The organism is Kitasatospora sp. NPDC058218 (assembly GCF_042882445.1).
In the GTDB taxonomy this organism is placed as follows: domain Bacteria; phylum Actinomycetota; class Actinomycetes; order Streptomycetales; family Streptomycetaceae; genus Kitasatospora.
Window position 1 is genome coordinate 1 of sequence record NZ_JBHVWC010000092.1, and the last position, 16065, is coordinate 16065.

At 72.0% G+C, this 16065-nt stretch carries 8 protein-coding genes and 2 pseudogenes; 5 read left to right on the plus strand and 5 right to left on the minus strand.

Going from position 1 to position 16065, the window contains the following annotated elements:
* From ACFVYI_RS38830 to ACFVYI_RS38845, 4 genes and pseudogenes are all read left to right on the plus strand, one after another.
* The coding region (locus tag ACFVYI_RS38830; RefSeq protein WP_387894376.1) for a type I polyketide synthase at nucleotides 1–2922 on the plus strand (2922 nt) is incomplete at its 5' end.
* Between the two features lie 62 nt (nucleotides 2923–2984).
* A pseudogene (locus ACFVYI_RS38835) lies at nucleotides 2985–6122 on the plus strand (type I polyketide synthase); the annotation flags it as partial.
* Between the two features lie 43 nt (nucleotides 6123–6165).
* Nucleotides 6166–7608, plus strand: coding sequence for an FAD-dependent monooxygenase (locus tag ACFVYI_RS38840; RefSeq protein ID WP_387894377.1), 1443 nt, complete (start codon nucleotides 6166–6168; stop codon nucleotides 7606–7608).
* Nucleotides 7609–7759: 151 nt separating this feature from the next.
* Complete coding sequence (locus tag ACFVYI_RS38845) at nucleotides 7760–8299, plus strand: hypothetical protein (RefSeq protein ID WP_387894379.1); 540 nt, start codon at nucleotides 7760–7762, stop codon at nucleotides 8297–8299.
* 134 nt (nucleotides 8300–8433) lie between these two features.
* On the opposite strand, the gene ACFVYI_RS38850 is transcribed toward ACFVYI_RS38845, so the two are convergent.
* Nucleotides 8434–10614: an MMPL family transporter gene (locus tag ACFVYI_RS38850; protein WP_387894381.1), complete on the minus strand. Its 2181-nt coding sequence runs from the start codon at nucleotides 10612–10614 to the stop codon at nucleotides 8434–8436.
* Between the two features lie 74 nt (nucleotides 10615–10688).
* Between ACFVYI_RS38850 and ACFVYI_RS38855 the strand changes: the two genes are divergently transcribed.
* Complete coding sequence (locus ACFVYI_RS38855) at nucleotides 10689–11315, plus strand: TetR/AcrR family transcriptional regulator (RefSeq protein WP_387894382.1); 627 nt, start codon at nucleotides 10689–10691, stop codon at nucleotides 11313–11315.
* 174 nt (nucleotides 11316–11489) lie between these two features.
* On the opposite strand, the gene ACFVYI_RS38860 is transcribed toward ACFVYI_RS38855, so the two are convergent.
* From ACFVYI_RS38860 to ACFVYI_RS38875, 4 genes and pseudogenes are all read right to left on the minus strand, one after another.
* Nucleotides 11490–12350, minus strand: coding sequence for a phospholipid scramblase-related protein (locus ACFVYI_RS38860; protein ID WP_387894383.1), 861 nt, complete (start codon nucleotides 12348–12350; stop codon nucleotides 11490–11492).
* A gap of 207 nt (nucleotides 12351–12557) precedes the next feature.
* Nucleotides 12558–12650 (minus strand): annotated as a pseudogene (locus ACFVYI_RS38865) (family 1 glycosylhydrolase); the annotation flags it as partial.
* 166 nt (nucleotides 12651–12816) lie between these two features.
* Nucleotides 12817–14208 (minus strand): hypothetical protein, encoded by a 1392-nt coding sequence (locus tag ACFVYI_RS38870; RefSeq protein WP_387894384.1) that lies wholly within the window; start codon nucleotides 14206–14208, stop codon nucleotides 12817–12819.
* 227 nt (nucleotides 14209–14435) lie between these two features.
* The gene (locus tag ACFVYI_RS38875; RefSeq protein WP_387894386.1) at nucleotides 14436–15713 is read right to left on the minus strand and encodes an MFS transporter; all 1278 of its coding nucleotides are present in this window, start codon (nucleotides 15711–15713) and stop codon (nucleotides 14436–14438) included.
* Nucleotides 15714–16065: the final 352 nt, after the last annotated feature.

The following is a 16065-nucleotide window of genomic DNA, read 5'->3' on the forward strand; positions in this document are numbered from 1 at the left end:
ACCATCCACCCCACCCTCCGACGCCACCACGGCCACCACTTCCCCCACGCCCTCGCCCACACCCACACCCACGGACTCACCCCCACCACAACCACCCCGGCCACGGCCAACACCCCCACCCTCCCCACCTACCCCTTCCAACACCACACCTACTGGATCGACACCCCCACCAACACCGGCGACGCCACCACCCTCGGCCTCCACCACACCACCCACCCCCTCCTCCGAGCCACCGTCACCATCGCCTCGGACGGTGGACTGCTGGCCACCGGCCGCCTCTCCATCACCGAGCAGCCCTGGCTCGCGGACCACGCGGTGCTCGGCACGGTGATCGTGCCGGGCGCGGCACTGGTGGACCTGGTGCTGCACGCGGCGGACGCCGCCGGCTGCGACACCGTCGAGGAGCTGACCCTGGAAACCCCGCTGGTCGTGCCGGAGGCGGGCGCCGTACGGATCCAGGTGATCGTGAGCGCGCCCGACGAGCAGGGGCGCCGGCCGGTCGGGGTGCACTCCGCCGCAGGGGCGGACGCCACCGAGGGCTGGGTCCGCAACGCCACCGGCTTCCTCGCCGTGGGCGACGCCGCCCCGCCGGTCGAGCCGGCGAGCGCCTGGCCGCCCGTCGGCGCGGAGCCGCTGGAACTGGACGGCGTCTACGCGGGGCTGGCCGCCTCGGGGTATGAGTACGGGCCGGTCTTCCAGGGCCTGACGGCCGCCTGGAGTGACGGTGAAAGCCGTTATGCCGAGGTCGAGTTGCCCAAGGAGACCGAGGTCGACGGCTTCGGCCTCCACCCGGCCCTGCTGGACGCCGCGCTGCACGCCATGGGGCTCGCCCGGGAGTCGGACGGGGTGCGGCTGCCGTTCGCCTGGTCCGGCGTGCGGCTCCACGCGACCGGAGCCACGGCGGCGCGTGTGCGGATCGCCCCGGCCGGGACGGACGCCCCGAATGCCGTGACGATCACCCTGACCGACGCCACCGGTGCCCCGGTCGCCACGGTGGAGGCGCTGAGCACCCGTCGGATCAGCGAGGAGCAGGTGGCCGCGCTGCGCACCACCGGCAAGGACGACCCGCTGTTCTCCGTCGAGTGGATCGCCGACCCGGCCGCCCGGGGCGCGACCGTCGACCGGGGCGGCTGGGCGGTGCTCGGCACCACCGAGCACCCCGACCTGGACGCCCTGGCAGCCACCGGTCCGGCCCCCGAGCTGGTCCTGCTGCCGGTCCGCACCACCACCGTCACCGACCCCGCCGAGACCCCGGCGGCCGTGCGCGAGGTGCTGGCCGACACCCTCGCCACCCTCCAGGACTGGCTCACCGACGCCCGCTACGCCGACTCCCGACTGGCCGTGGTGACCAGCGGCGCCGTCGCGGTCCGACCCGGTGAGCCACTGGACGCTCTGACCACCGCCCCGCTGTGGGGTCTGGTCGGCAGCGCCCTCGCCGAGAACCCGGACCGCTTCGCCCTGGCCGACGTGGACGGCGACCCGGCGGCGTGCGTCCCCGGGCTGCTGTCCGGCGAGGAGACCCGCGTGGCGGTGCGCGACGGCGTGACGTACGTGCCGCGGATGACCCGGCTCGCGCCGGGCACCCGGACCGTCGCGCCGATGGCCGAGGGCACCGTGCTGATCACGGGTGCGACCGGCACCCTGGGCCGGCTGGTGGCCGAGCACCTGGTGACCGAACACGGCGCCCGGCGGCTCGTGCTGACCAGCCGGAGCGGGCTGCGCGCCGAGGGCTCCGCCGAACTCGTCGAGCGGCTGGCCACGTTGGGCGCCGAGGTGACCCTGGCCGCCTGCGATGTCGCCGACCGGACCTCGCTCACCGAGCTGCTGGCCGAGATCCCCGAGGAGTACCCGCTGACCGCGGTGTTCCACGCGGCCGGCGTGCTGGACGACGGCGTGCTGTCCGGCCTCACCCCGGAGCGGATCGAGCCGGTGCTGCGGGCCAAGGCGGACTCCGCCTGGCTGCTGCACGAACTCACCGCCGCCCACGACCCGGCCCACTTCGTCCTGTTCTCCTCGATCGCCGGTGTGCTCGGCAGCGCCGGTCAGGCCAACTACGCGGCGGCCAACCTCTTCCTCGACGCCCTCGCCGCCCACCGTCACGCGCTCGGCCGCCCGGCCGTGTCGATCGCGTGGGGACGCTGGGCGCAGACGAGCGCGATGACGGCAGCGCTCGACGAGGCCGACCTGGCCCGGATGGCGCGCGGCGGTCTGCGTCCGATCGGCGCGGCCGAGGGCCTCGCGCTGCTGGACAGCGCCCTTCGCCAGGACCGGGCCGCGGTCGCCGCCACCCGCTTCGACCAGGCCGCCCTGCGGTCCGGTGTCGTGCCACCGCTGCTGCGCGGCCTGGTCCGGGTGCCCGCCCGGCGTCAGGCGGAAGCGGGCGGCGCAGCGGCCCTCCTGCAGCGGTTGGCCGCGCTGCCGGAGGCCGAGCGGGAGTCGGCGCTGGGCGAGGTGGTGCGCCTCCAGGTGGCGACCGTGCTGGGCGGCGGATCGGCCGACTCGGTACCGGAGGACCGCAAGTTCAAGGAGCTGGGCTTCGACTCGCTGGCCGCCGTCGAGCTGCGCAACCGGCTCGGCGCGACCTTCGGCCGCAAGCTCCCCGCCACCCTGGTCTTCGACCACCCCACCCCGCAGGCGATCACCCGGTTCCTGCTCGCCGGACTGGTGCCGGCCGAGTCGCAGCAGTCGCCCGTGATCGCCGAACTCGACCGGCTGGAAGCGGTACTGGCGCGGCTGACACCCGACGAGCAGCGCGACAAGGAGATCACGGTCCGGCTGCAGACGGTGCTGGCGCAGTGGACCGCCGAGCACCGCGCCGGCCCCGAGACCGAGGAGTCGGTGGCCGACCGCATCCAGGACGCCAGCACCGACGAGGTTCTCGCGTTCATCGACAACGAGCTCGGACGGAGCATGCAGTCATGAGTACCGCCGCCGGAACGACCGGGACCAGGGAAGAGAAGCTGGTCGAATACCTCAAGTGGGTCACGGCCGATCTCCACAAGGCCCGTAGCCGGATCCTGGAGCTGGAGTCCGGACTCGGCGAGCCGATCGCCGTCGTCGGCATGGCCTGCCGCTTCCCCGGCGGGGTGCGCTCACCCGAGGAGCTGTGGCGGCTCGTCGCGAACGGGGAGGACGCGGTCGGCGGCTTCCCCGCCGACCGCGGCTGGCCGGCGGACCTCTACGACCCCAACCCGGACCACCCCGGCACCTCGGTCGCCGACCAGGGTGGATTCCTCTACGACGCCGCCGAGTTCGACGCACGCTTCTTCGGGATGTCGCCGCGCGAGGCGCTCGCCACCGACCCGCAGCAGCGCCTGCTGCTGGAGACCGCGTGGGAGACCTTCGAGCACGCGGGCATCGTCCCGGCCGGGCTGCGGGGCAGCCGGACCGGGGTCTACGCGGGCGTGATGTACGACGACTACGGGGCCCGACTGCACCCGGCCCCGGACGGGTACGAGGGGATGGTCGGCAACGGCAGTGCGGGCAGCGTGGCGTCCGGCCGGGTGTCGTACACCTTCGGCTTCGAGGGCCCGGCCGTGACCGTCGACACCGCGTGCTCCTCCTCGCTGGTCGCCCTGCACCTCGCCGTCCAGGCGCTGCGCAACGGCGAGTGCGACCTCGCACTCGCCGGCGGCGTGACCGTGATGGCGACACCGGGGATCTTCATCGAGTTCAGCCGGCAGCGCGGCCAGTCGCCGGACGGCCGCTGCAAGTCCTTCTCCGCGGAGGCCGACGGTGCCGGCTGGGCGGAGGGCGTGGGCCTGCTGTTGGTCGAGCGGCTGTCGGACGCCCGCCGCAACGGCCACCAGGTACTCGCGGTGGTACGCGGTACGGCGGTCAACCAGGACGGTGCCAGCAACGGCCTCACCGCCCCCAACGGCCCTTCCCAGGAACGCCTGATCCGTCAGGCCCTCGCCGACGCCCGCCTCCGCCCGTCCGACGTGGACGTGGTGGAGGCGCACGGCACCGGCACGACCCTGGGTGACCCGATCGAGGCGCAGGCGCTGCTGGCCACCTACGGGCAGGAACGTCCGGCCGAACGGCCGCTGTGGCTCGGCTCGTTGAAGTCCAACATCGGCCACGCCCAGGCCGCGGCCGGTGTCGCCGGGATCATCAAGATGGTCATGGCGATGCAGCACGCCGAGCTGCCGAAGACCCTGCACGTCAACGAGCCCTCCCCGCACGTCGACTGGACGGCGGGCGCGGTCGAGCTGCTGACCGAGGCGCGACCCTGGGAGGTGGCGGACGGACGTCCGCGCCGGGCCGGCGTGTCGTCCTTCGGCATCAGCGGCACCAACGCGCACATCATCCTGGAGGAGGCGCCCGCGGCCGAAACCGCGACCGTCGAGGCGTCCGGCCTCCCAGTGGTGTGGCCGCTGTCGGCGAAGTCGGAGCCCGCGCTGCGCGACCAGGCCCGCCGGCTCCTCGACTGGCTCACCGAGCACCCGGACGCGACCGAGACGGACGTCGCGCACTCGCTGACCACCGGCCGTTCGCTACTCGACCACCGGGCGGTCATCCTGCCCGGCGAGCGGGCGGAGGCGTTGCACGCCCTGGCGGAGGGGACGCGCCACCCGGCTGTCGTCACCGGCAACGCAGCCCACCCCGGTAAGCTCGCCTACCTCTTCACCGGCCAGGGATCCCAGCGAGTCGCCATGGGCGAGGAGTTGTACACCACCTTCCCCGTCTTCGCCGCCGCCTACGACGAGGCACTCAGCCACTTCGACCCGCAGCTGCGCGACATCATCGCCACCAACCCCGACGGGCTGCTCGACACCACACTCCACACCCAGCCCGCCCTGTTCGCCCTGGAGACGGCCCTGTTCCGCCTCCTGGAGCACCACGGCCTCACCCCGGACTACCTGGCCGGGCACTCGATCGGCGAGATCGCCGCCGCCCACTGCGCCGGCGTCCTCTCCCTCACCGACGCAGCGAAGCTCGTCAACGCCCGCGCCCGCCTCATGCACAGCACCGACCAAGGCGCCATGGCCACCCTCCAGGGCATCGAGACCGACGTCCTCCCCCACCTCACCGACGCCCTCACCATCGCCGCCATCAACTCCGCCGACGCGGTGGTCGTGGCCGGAGACGTCGACGCCGTGCACGCCCTGGCCACGCAGTGGAAGGAGCAAGGCCGCAAGGCCAAGATCCTCAACACCCGCCACGCCTTCCACTCCCACCACATGGACCCCATCCTCGACGAATTCCGCGCCGTCGCCGAGTCGTTGACCTACCACGAGCCCACACGTCCGATCATCTCCACCCTGACCGGCGAATTGGCCCAGGAGCTCACCGAACCCTCCTACTGGACACGCCAGTTGCGCGAATCCGTCCGCTTCCACGACGCCCTCACCACCCTCCACGACAACGGCGTCACCACGTACGTGGAACTCGGCCCCGACGCCACCCTCACCACCCTCACCCGCACCACCCACCCCGACGCGGCCACAGCAGCGGTCCTCGTGCCGAACCGCCCCGAGGCGCACACCGCCCTGGCCGCCGTCGCCACCGCCCACACCCACGGCCACCCCGCCACCTGGCCCACCACCGGCACCCACACCAACCTCCCCACCTACCCCTTCCAACACCAGACCTACTGGCTCCAGCCCCGCGCCGCGAGCGTCGCCGCGGCAGCCGACGGCGCGCTGTGGGAGGCGGTCACGCAGGGAGACGAGGAGGCCCTGGCGGAGCTGCTGACACTGGACACCGAGCAGCGCAAGGCGATGTCCGCCGTACTCCCCGCGCTGTCCGACTGGCTGAACGCCGTCATGGCCCCGGCCCTGGCCGCCGACGCCCACGACCCGGACTGCGGGTCCGACGGGACCGGGGACGACTGCCCCACCGTGCCCTCGCTGCGCGAGCGGCTGGCCGGCGCGTCCGCGGAGGAGATCGGCCGGGTCCTCCTGGAGACCGTGCGGCGCTACGCCGCCATGGTGCTCGGTCTCGACTCGGCGGAGGACGTCGACCCACTGCTGGACTTCCTGGAACTCGGGCTCTCCTCCTTCACCGCGATGGAGCTGGCGACCCGTCTGCGGGAGGACGGCCTGGAGCTGGACCCCGTGGCCATCTACGACCACCCGACGCCCGGCGAACTCGCCGAGCACCTCCGCACCTCACTGTGAACCCGAACGCCACCTGCCATCAGCACGCAAGGAGTAACAACCAATGAGTGACCCGATCATCATCGCGGGCGGCGGCCCCGTCGGCCTGATGCTGGCGTTCGAACTCGGCCGGCAGGGTGTGCCGTCCGTCGTCCTGGAGGCCCGGCCGGACCACTACGAGGACGAGCGGGTGGGCACCTTCCACTCGCGGCTGGTGGACGTGTTCACCGAGCGGGGCCTCATGGGCGCGCTCGGCGAGGCGCCGCGCTGGCCGGCGGTGCACTTCGGCATGGTCTGGCTCGACCTCACCCGACTGCCCGAGGAGTACAACCTGCTGGTGGCGCAGACCGGCGTGGAGCGGCTGCTGGAGGAGCGTTCGGCCGCGCTGGGCGCCGATCTGCGCCGCGGCCACCGCGTCACCGGCTTCAGCCAGGACGAGGCAGGCGTGACGGTGCAGGTCGAAGGGCCGGACGGCGCGGCGTACGAGCTGCGCGGCGCCTATCTGGTGGGAGCGGACGGCGTGGACAGCACGGTCCGGCGCCTCGCGGGCGTCGAGGTGAGCCGCTCCGGCAAGTCCTGGTACGGCATCCTGGGCGACTTCGCCTCCTACGACGGCGAGTTCGACGCCGGGGTGCGCCCGGGTGGGGTGTTCGGGGCCCTGCCCGAGCGCTCGGAGCGCGGCTACTGGCGGCTGCAGACGCTGGAGTTCGACCAGGACGGGCCGCCGGAGTCGGAGCCGGTCACGGTCGAGGAGCTGACGGGCAACATCGAGCGGCTGACCGGTCAGCGCAAGCAGGTGGGCGAGCCGATCTGGATGCGCCGCTACACGGGCACCACCCAGCTCGCCGAGCGCTACCGCGAGGGGCGGGTGTTCCTGGCGGGCGAGGCCGCGCACCACTACGTGCCGACGGCGAGCCACGGTCTGAACACCGGGCTCGGCGACGCGGTGAACCTGGCGTGGCGGCTGGCGGCCGCGGTGAACGGCTGGGCGCCGGAGGGGCTGCTGGACGGCTACCACGAGGAGCGACACCTGGCCGGACGCCGGGCCTGCCAGGGGGCCGAGGCGCAGCTGGCCCTGATCCACCCGCTGGAGAAGGTGAACGCGCTGCGCGAGGTGTTCACCGAGCTGGTGACGGTCGAGGAGGTCAACCGGCGGCTGGTGACCTGGGCGACGGACGTCCGCTACCCGTTCGCCGGGGAGGACGACGACGCGTTGGTGGGCCGGCGGCTCGGGCACCTCGCGCTGCGCGGGGCCGACGGTGAGATCTCCACCGGGGCGGCGCTGGGACACGGTCGTGGCGTGCTGTTCGACCTGACGGGCAAGGAGTTCGGCGAGGTGTCGGGCTGGGAGTCCCGGGTCGACGTGGTGCGGGCCGAGCCGACGGAGGGGCTGGACGTGCCGGCGCTGCTGGTGCGTCCGGACGGGTACGTGGCCTGGGTCGGCGACGAGCAGGACGGTCTGACGGCGGCGCTCACCAGGTGGTTCGGAGCGCCGAACGCGGGCTGAGCCGCCGGACGCCCACCACGGGTGGTCCCCCGGGCCGAGCAGGCCGGGGGGCCACCCGTCGGGCTTTTGGGAGGGCTTTAGCGGCCCGCACCAGCATGGTCGCAGACGACTTCCCCCCGCTCTCGAAGCACACAACCAGACAAGGAAGACCATGCGTCGCACGAAGATCACCCGCCGCACGGGTGCCGCCCTCGCCATCGCCCTGGGCCTGCTGGTCACCGTCCCCGCGACCGCCGCGACCGCGTCGGCCGACGCCGGCCGGTCCGCCGCCGCCAACCGGCACCAGCCGCGGTCGATCGACCTCGACCGGCTCCAGGAGAAGGTGCTGGAGCGCAGCTACAACGATGTTCCGCCGACCGGCTTCAGCGTGGGCGACGGCGGCACCTGGCACACCCAGCTGAGCAACTCCGACGGCAAGGTCATCGCCGACACGACGGGCACCAGCAAGGCCGTGTACCAGGGCAGCGACGGCCTGTTCACGATCATGGACAACACCGACGTCCTCAAGGACGGCTCGGTGCACTCCTTCGGTCTGGTGAACACCGACAAGCTCATCGCGGGCGAGAACATCGCGCTCCCGGTGGTGGGCGGCACCGGCCGGTACGCGGGCTACATCGGCTTCCGCTACTTCCAGCGGACCGCCACCGAGGGCATCTACGTCTCGCGTCTCCTGCTGTGGCGGGCCAACTGAGAACGACCGTCGCCGACCGACGGCCGACCGACCGTCACGCGGGCGTCGCGCCAGCCGCGTGACCGCATGAGAAAGGGCCTCCGGGACAGTGTCCCGGAGGCCCTTTCGTCACGCGGCGCGAGCCGGTCGGGTCGTCACCCGACCTCGGCGCGCTGCGGCTCCGCCGCGGGGGCCGGCGAAGTGCGAGGGGCCGTCGCGGCGGAGCGGCCGAAACCGCGCCAGGCCGCGTGGCCGAGGATGCTCATCACCGCGGGGGCGAGCACCAGGCGGATGACGGTGACGTCGACGATCACCGAGACCGCGAGGCCGATGCCGATCATCTTGATGACGGTGTCGGTCATCGGCACGAAGGAGAGGAACACCACGGTCATGATCGCGGCGGCCGCGGTGATGACCCGGGCGGTGCCGCCCAGGCCGACGCGGATCGCGCGGGCCGGGTCGCCGGTGGCGTCGTACTCCTCCTTGACGGCGCTGAGCATGAACACCTCGTAGTCCATGGACAGGCCGAACAGCACGGCGAAGAGCAGCATCGGGACCATCGCCATGATGGGCACCGGCTCCTTGAGGCCGATCAGGGACAGGCCCCAGCCCCACTGGAAGATGGCGACCAGCACACCGAACGCGGCGCCGATGGAGAGGGTCGTCATGGCGGCGGCCTTGAGGGCGATCAGCGGCGCCCGGAACATCGCGAGCAGCAGGACGGCGGCGGCCGCGAGGACGGCGGCGACCATCCACGGCAGGCGGTCGCCGACGGTGTCGGACAGGTCGGTGTTGTAGGCGGTGGTGCCGCCGACGTAGACGTCCTTGCTGTGCACCCCGAAGGCCGCGGGAGCGATGTCCTCACGGATGCGGTGGAGCAGTTCGCCGACCGCCGGGTCCTGCGGCCGGTGCTTGGGCACGGCGGTGAGCATGACGGTGTGACCGGCCGTGCTGAGGACCGCCGGGGTGACGGTGGCGACCTCGCGGTCCGCCGCGAGCGTGCTGCGCAGCTGCTCGACGGCCCATTCACCCTCGGCACCGGCCTGCAGGTCGGCGACGATCATCAGGGGGGCGTTCCAGCCGGGCCCGAAGGCGTCGGCGACGGTCTCGTAGGCGTGGCGCTGGGTGGAGTCCTTCGGGGAGTTGCTGTCGTCGGGGGCGCCGAGGCGCAGGCTGAACAGCGGGATGGTCAGGACGGCGATGACGGCCAGGGCGATGGCGGAGTAGGCGTAGCGGTTCTGCGCCACCCGGTCGGCCCAGCGGCCCCAGCGGCTGTTCCCGACGTCGGCGGGGCCGGCCGCCGCAGCGGGCCGGCGGCGGCCGACGCGCAGGGAGTTGACGCGGTGTCCGAGCAGGCCGAGGACGGCCGGGAGCAGGGTGAGCGCGGACAGCATGGTGGCGGCGACGGTGAGCGCCGCGGCGACGCCCATTCCGCCGATGAAGGGGATGCCGGTGAGCAGCAGGCCGAGGATCGCGGCGACCACGGTGGCGCCGGCGAAGACCACGGCGTGCCCGGCGGTGGCGAGGGCGCGACCGGCCGCTTCGTGCTTGTGGACGCCGGTTTCGAGCTGTTCGCGGAAGCGGGTGACGACGAACAGGGCGTAGTCGATGCCGGCGCCGAGGCCGAGCATGACGGCGACGATGGGCGCGATGGTCGGGATGCTGAGTCCGGCGCCGGCGATCAGCACGCCGGCGGTGCCGAGGACGAGGCCGGTGATGGCGACGAGGATCGGCAGTCCGGCGGCGACGAAGGAGCCGAAGGCGATCAGCAGGATGACCAGGGCGGCGACCAGGCCGACGAACTCGGCGCCGCTGGTCTCGCTCTGCGAGGCGAGGTCGACGACCTGGCCACGGAAGGAGACCTCGAGTCCGGCCCGGCGGGCCTCCTCGGCGGCGTCCTGGAGCCGGGTGGTGGCCTCCTCGGTGAGCTTGCGCAGCTTCTGGTCGTACTGCACCTGGCCGATGGCGGTGCGGCCGTCGTCGCTGACCTGGCCGCCCTCGGCGAGTGGGTCGTTGGCGGAGCGGACGTCGGGCTGCTGGGCGAACTTGGCGGTGACGGCCTTGACGACCGCCTGCTTGGCGGGGTCGCGCAGCGTGCCGTTCGCGGTGTGCCAGACGACGTCCGCGCTCGCCGCACCCATGTCCGGGAAGCGCTCGATCGCGCGGTCCACGGCCTTCTGGGAGTTGGTGCCGGGGACGTTGTAGTCGTTCACGAATTCGCCGCCGGCCGCCCCGGCCACGCCGAAGAGGGCCACGATGGCGAGAAGCCAGGCTCCGATGGTGAGCCACGGTCGGCGGGCGGCCGTCCGGCCCACCCGGTTGAGGACGCTATCCATGGCCGTGACCATAACAGCACTCGACGCAATTTTTCAACGAGTGCAGATTTTCACTCTCGGCTAGCATCGAGAGAATGACGACCAAGCCAGGACTCAGGGAACGCAAGAAGGAGCGGACGCGACAGGCGCTCGTGACCGCGGCGATCGAGTTGTTCGGCACCAAGGGGTACGAGGAGACCACCATCGCCGAACTGGCCGAAGCCGCCGACATCTCCACCAGAACCTTCTTCAGCTACTTCGCCAGCAAGGAGGAGGTGCTCTTCGAGGGCACCCCGCTCAAGCTGGAGCGATCAGCGTCCGTCCTGGCCGAGCGCCTGCCCGGGGAACAGCCCGCCGAGCTGCTGCTGCGCTCGTTCCACTTCGTGCTCGACCAGGACACCGACCTGACGGGTGACCTCGCGAAGCTGCGCACCCGGCTGATCCTGCAGACCCCCGCCCTGCAGCCCTACGCGCTGCGCAAGGTCCTGGAGGGTCAGCGCGAACTGGCGCAGGGGCTGATCACCGCCTACCGGGGCGAGATCGACCCGGTGGTGGCCGTCGCCATGACCGGGGCGCTGGTGGGAGCACTGGTCTCGACCATCGCCACGCTCCTCGGCCGCTCGGAGCAGGAGGGCGGCACCCCGGCCGACCCGGAGCAGCTGCAGGCCGAGATGGAGCACGCCGTCCGCAGCGCGCTCGGCGCGTTCGGCACCCTGGCGTGACGAAGACCCGTCCGGCCGGGGCCCGGGATCCCTCCCCGGGCCCGCCGACCGGCGGCAACTGCCAGCACGACCGGATCCAGGACCCCTACGCCCGGATCCACGCCTGACACGGAGGAGCCCCGCCCCCGGAAACCGTCGTCTGGGGGCGGGGCTCGGACCGCGTACGGGTTGCGGTTATCCGAGGCCGCGAGCGTCCTGCTTCAGCGCGGTGTCCACGGTCAGCGCGGTCGCCACGACGAGGCTGAGCAGCGGGTCGGCGAGCGGGCGGTGGATCTGGAGCACGTAGTTGTCGGCTGTGGTGAACATCGTCTTCGCGAGGCCTTCCCAGGTCTTGGTGATCCGGGCGATCTCGGTGTCCGTCTCGTCGACGATGGAGAAGTTCCAGGCCCGCCAGTTCTCGGCCTTGACGGCGCCGACCTTCTGCCCGCCGACCTCCATCGCGAAATTGATCTTCCCGATGGCGTTCTGCTGAATGATCTGGCCGACCTCCTGGCCGTTCGGACGCTGCACGACCACCCGCGACTTGATGAACTTCGCCGGGCGGGTCAGCAGCAGCACCGGGGTGCCCTGCGCGTCACGGATCTCCAGCTTGTGGGTCAGGTACTGGTCGAGGGAGGAGAGCAGCCGTACGACCTTGCGCAGAGCGCTCTGGCCGACCTCGACCACCGAGCCCAGCGCGGCCCCCTGCTGGTCGAAGACGGCGTACTCGTTGGTCAGCTCGATCAGCTTGGCCTTCTGGTTCACCACCAGGACCGGCTCGGAGAAGAGGGTGCCGCCGCCACCGGCGACCGGTCCGACGCCCGCCTGCTGCTGCACCTGGCGCTGCACCTTGGCGGAGTCGCCGACCGGAGCGGTCGGCTGCCCGGGGAAGCCGGGGATGTTCGTGTTCTGGGACATGGCGGGCAGGCTAGGCTCAATCCTCCCCGGGTGGCCAGGTCGTTTGACCGGACCCGGCTCGTCCGGGCCTGCGGATTGTGCCCGTGATCTGCGGATACGGCCACTGCGAACGCCAGTGGCCCGCCACCCGACGGCCATGATGTGGCCGATGTCACATCCGCGACGCCCCCTCCGCGCGATTCCTCGACCGCATTCGCCCCGGCCCGGACCTGTCGCAGCAACAGCTCCCGGGCCTCGCCCACCGACCAACGAGGCGACAGCGCATCTACCTCGCAACGACCCCTCCGAGTACGTAGCAAGCCAGGCGAGCGCCGAGCCCTACTGAGACCTCAACCTCTGCGCTCGTCAGGCCCGGTGGGTGGCGATCAGATCGCGGTACCAGGCATACGACGCCCTCGGCGTCCGCCGCCGCGTCTCGCGGTCAACGTGGACCAGACCCCGAAGCGCTGTCCAATCCCTCCGCCCGTCGGACGTGCTGTCATCGTGGGCACGGCCGTCTTCCGGCCTGTTGGCTCCCCCGCGGCTACCGAGGCCCCGCTGTCCACGAGACCACCGTCGCGGCCTGGCCACCAACGCCGAAGGTGTCCGTCAAGGCCGAGCAAGCTCATTCACCACCGTGGAAGACACAACCGACCGTGGCGCCACTGCCCATGCTGACCACCCCCACGGCCGCATCGGCGCTGGCTCGTACGAAGCCTCCGGCGTATCCGTCGTCGTCGACACCGCGTGCACCCACGTAGAGGCCCCAGTTGAGGAAGAGTTCCTGCAGGCCGCCGACACCGTCGGGAAACGGCTCGGCGGCGGGACGTACACGGTGCTGGAGCACGAAGGGGCCGTTCAGGGCCGAGGTGACCCTGTTCTCCCACGCCACCGCGTCCACCTCCCAGCCGGCGGTGATTCCGTTGCCACCGTGCAGCAGCGTCGGCTTCAGGATCAGCTCGTGCTGATGGGCCAGGGCGTGGGCGAGCATGTCGACCCGGGCGCCGCCGGGGTCCGTGGTGCGCGGGCGCACGTACCGGGTCCAGGGCAGGATCCGGTCGATGCACGCCAGTTCGGCGGCGTCGAACAGGTCGCGGTGCTGCTCGTCGGAGAGCAGCGCCAGGGTGCCCTTGTTGCCGTACAGCTCGGCGTCCAGCCGGCTGAACAGGCCCACCTTGCCCTGCTCGACCGCGAGCAGCAGCGGCTCCAGTTGGGCTGCCGAGGAGGGGTCGGTGAGGTCCTCGGGCAGGAAGTACCGGAAGACGACGTCGACGGGCCGGCCCGAGACCGTAGGACGGCCGTTCGGATAGGTGAGCTCACCGAGGTCGCAGGCGATCCCCTCGGCTCCGTGGTCGGCCAGCATCGCGGCGAACACCTGCAGCCGGGGCCCCACGACGGCGAAATTGTCCACCGTGTCCACCACGGCGACGACAGGTGCCCGGCCGGTGGGGATGTTCGCGGCGCACTCGGCGTGCATGGTCCGCACCATGTGGCCCAGCGTGTCGCGGTAGCGGAGCCCGTGCCGCCGTACGAACTCCTCCAGCGGCGGGTAGGCCAGCATCGCCCGGTTGATGTCGGCGTTCTCGAAGCCGCCGAGCGCGCTGGTGAGATTGAACTCTAGAAGTTTGAACCCCGCACCGTCATGGTAGAGATCGGCCCGCCCCAGCGGGAGGAGTGCCCCGGTCCGGGCGCTCCGCGTGATCAGCGCCGATTGCAGGGGATCCATGCCGACCGCCGCCGCCAGCGCGGTGATGCTTCCGCCGAACACGCGCTCCGGCAGTGAGCGCAGCAGTTCGTAGACCGTGTGGAGGTCTTCGACGACGGTCCGGCGCTCGGTCTCGCCGAGGAAGGCGGGGCCGTTCAGGAACCGGTCCTGGTAGGCCAGCGTGAGTGTGGCCGATTCCCGGGCGGCGGCCGTGGGATGGTGGCCGCCCGTCGACGCGTGCTGCGCGAGCTGTTCCCCGTACGCGCGGCCCAACCGCGATCTGGGTGGCTTGGGCAGGCTCGTGGTCGTCATTGCACGTCCTGATTCGCTAGTAGGTGGTTCCAGGCATGCCCGTGGTTGGGCCGCTCGACCGTCGGGCGTTGGTCCGCAGTGGTTCCGTGGCCACCGGGCGGACCCCTGGTGCGTCCCGGCCCGTCGAGGCCTCATGAGCTCACCGGTGCCGCGAACGGCCGGAGCCGACCGGGGCGTCCGGTACGGTGCCGGCGCACCCCGGCCCCGGGCGTCGACCGGCTGTTCGCTCAGTTCGTTTCCGTGAGTGGCGGAGCCTGCTCGGCGCTCCGCTCGGCGCGTGTGATCCACTGGCGGCGGGCGCCCACGAAGAGCGCCGCCGCGACAACCGCCATGACAACCGCGCCGGCACCGAACACGGCGCGGGTGCCGACCTCGGCGGCACCGATGCCGCCGGCCGCCGCCCCGATGGGCAGTCCGCCCCAGGCGATGAGCCGGTACACGCTGTTCGCCCGCCCGAGCAGGTGCTGCGGCACCAGGGTCTGCCGCAGGACGACCACGACGACGTTCCACGTCACCGTCCCGCACGCGAAGATCATGAGGGCCGCGCCGGCCGCGTACGCCGAGGGTACGGCGGCCAGCGCGGTCTCGCTCGCGGTGATCAGGACGGCGGTGGCGACCAGCGCTCCTTCCCGGCCGAGACGTTCCGTCAGGGCGGGAGCGAACCGTGCGGCCAGGACGGCTCCCACGGCCTGGCAGGCGAGCAGGACGCCGTATCCGAACGGGCCCAGATGCAGCACCTTCCCGCTGTACACCACGAGCACGGCGAGCATCGCGTTCCCGGCGAGGTTGATGAGACAGGACACCAGGGCGAGGCTGCGCAGCAGGTGATGCGAGAACAGCCATCTGGCGCCGGCCATCATCTCCGACATCACGCCGGCCCTGTCCGGTCCGCGCTCGATCGGCCGGGTGCGGCGGATGCGGCTGAGCAGGACGGCGGAGCACAGGAACGTGGCCGCGTCCACGCCGAAGGGCAGGGCCACCGCCACACCGAAGATCAGCGCGCCGAGGAGCGGGCCGACGAAGCCGGTACCTGCCTCCTGCACTCCCATGATGCGGGCGTTGGCGGTGGAGAGCCCGGCCTTCGGGGTGATGAACGGGACGAGCACCTGGGCGGCGTTGCGGCTGAGGACCTCGCCGACCCCGAGCAGGAACATGCACCCGTAGAGCAGCGGCAACCCGCCCCAGCCACCGAGGATCCCGACGGTGAGCACCGCGAGCACGACGGCCCGGGTGATGTCGACGCGCACCATCATCTTCCGGATGTCGAGGCGGTCGCCCAGCAGTCCTGCGGGGATGCCGAACAGGACGAACGGCGCGGTGAAGGCGACCGAGGCCGCGCCGATCAGGCGGGGGTCGTCGGTCAGCCGGGAGGCCAGCAGGGGGCTGGCGGCGATCGTGGCCCCGTCACCGAGCGAGGAGACGGCGGCGGACCACCACAGCAGGGAGAAGTCACTGCCCAGGCGGAGCCGTTGCGAACCCGCCTCTTCCGCTATTGAGGCGCTCATGACACCGCGTGGCAGTGCAGTCGACAGTCCATCAGTGATCTCCTCCGAGATGCCGCCCCGTCGTTGACGCCCCATCAACCCATCGCCGTCCGCCGAGGCCCGTACGGTCAGGAGCACGCGGATCCCGACAATAGTCGGCGTCCGCAGCGACGTCGAGGGAAAGATCAGACCCGTCGTCCGAACCCGCCGGACGTCTCCGAAGAAGATCAAATTGCTTGCGGTTCAAGGGGGGTCGTGCCCTGCCGTCTTCTGATATGTTCGCCGCCGCTGGGCGCTGAATCGGTGGCCGGCAACGTGCATGCATGGGAGGGCATGCCGGCAACCCGGCTTTCACACACTGCGTCAAGACCCC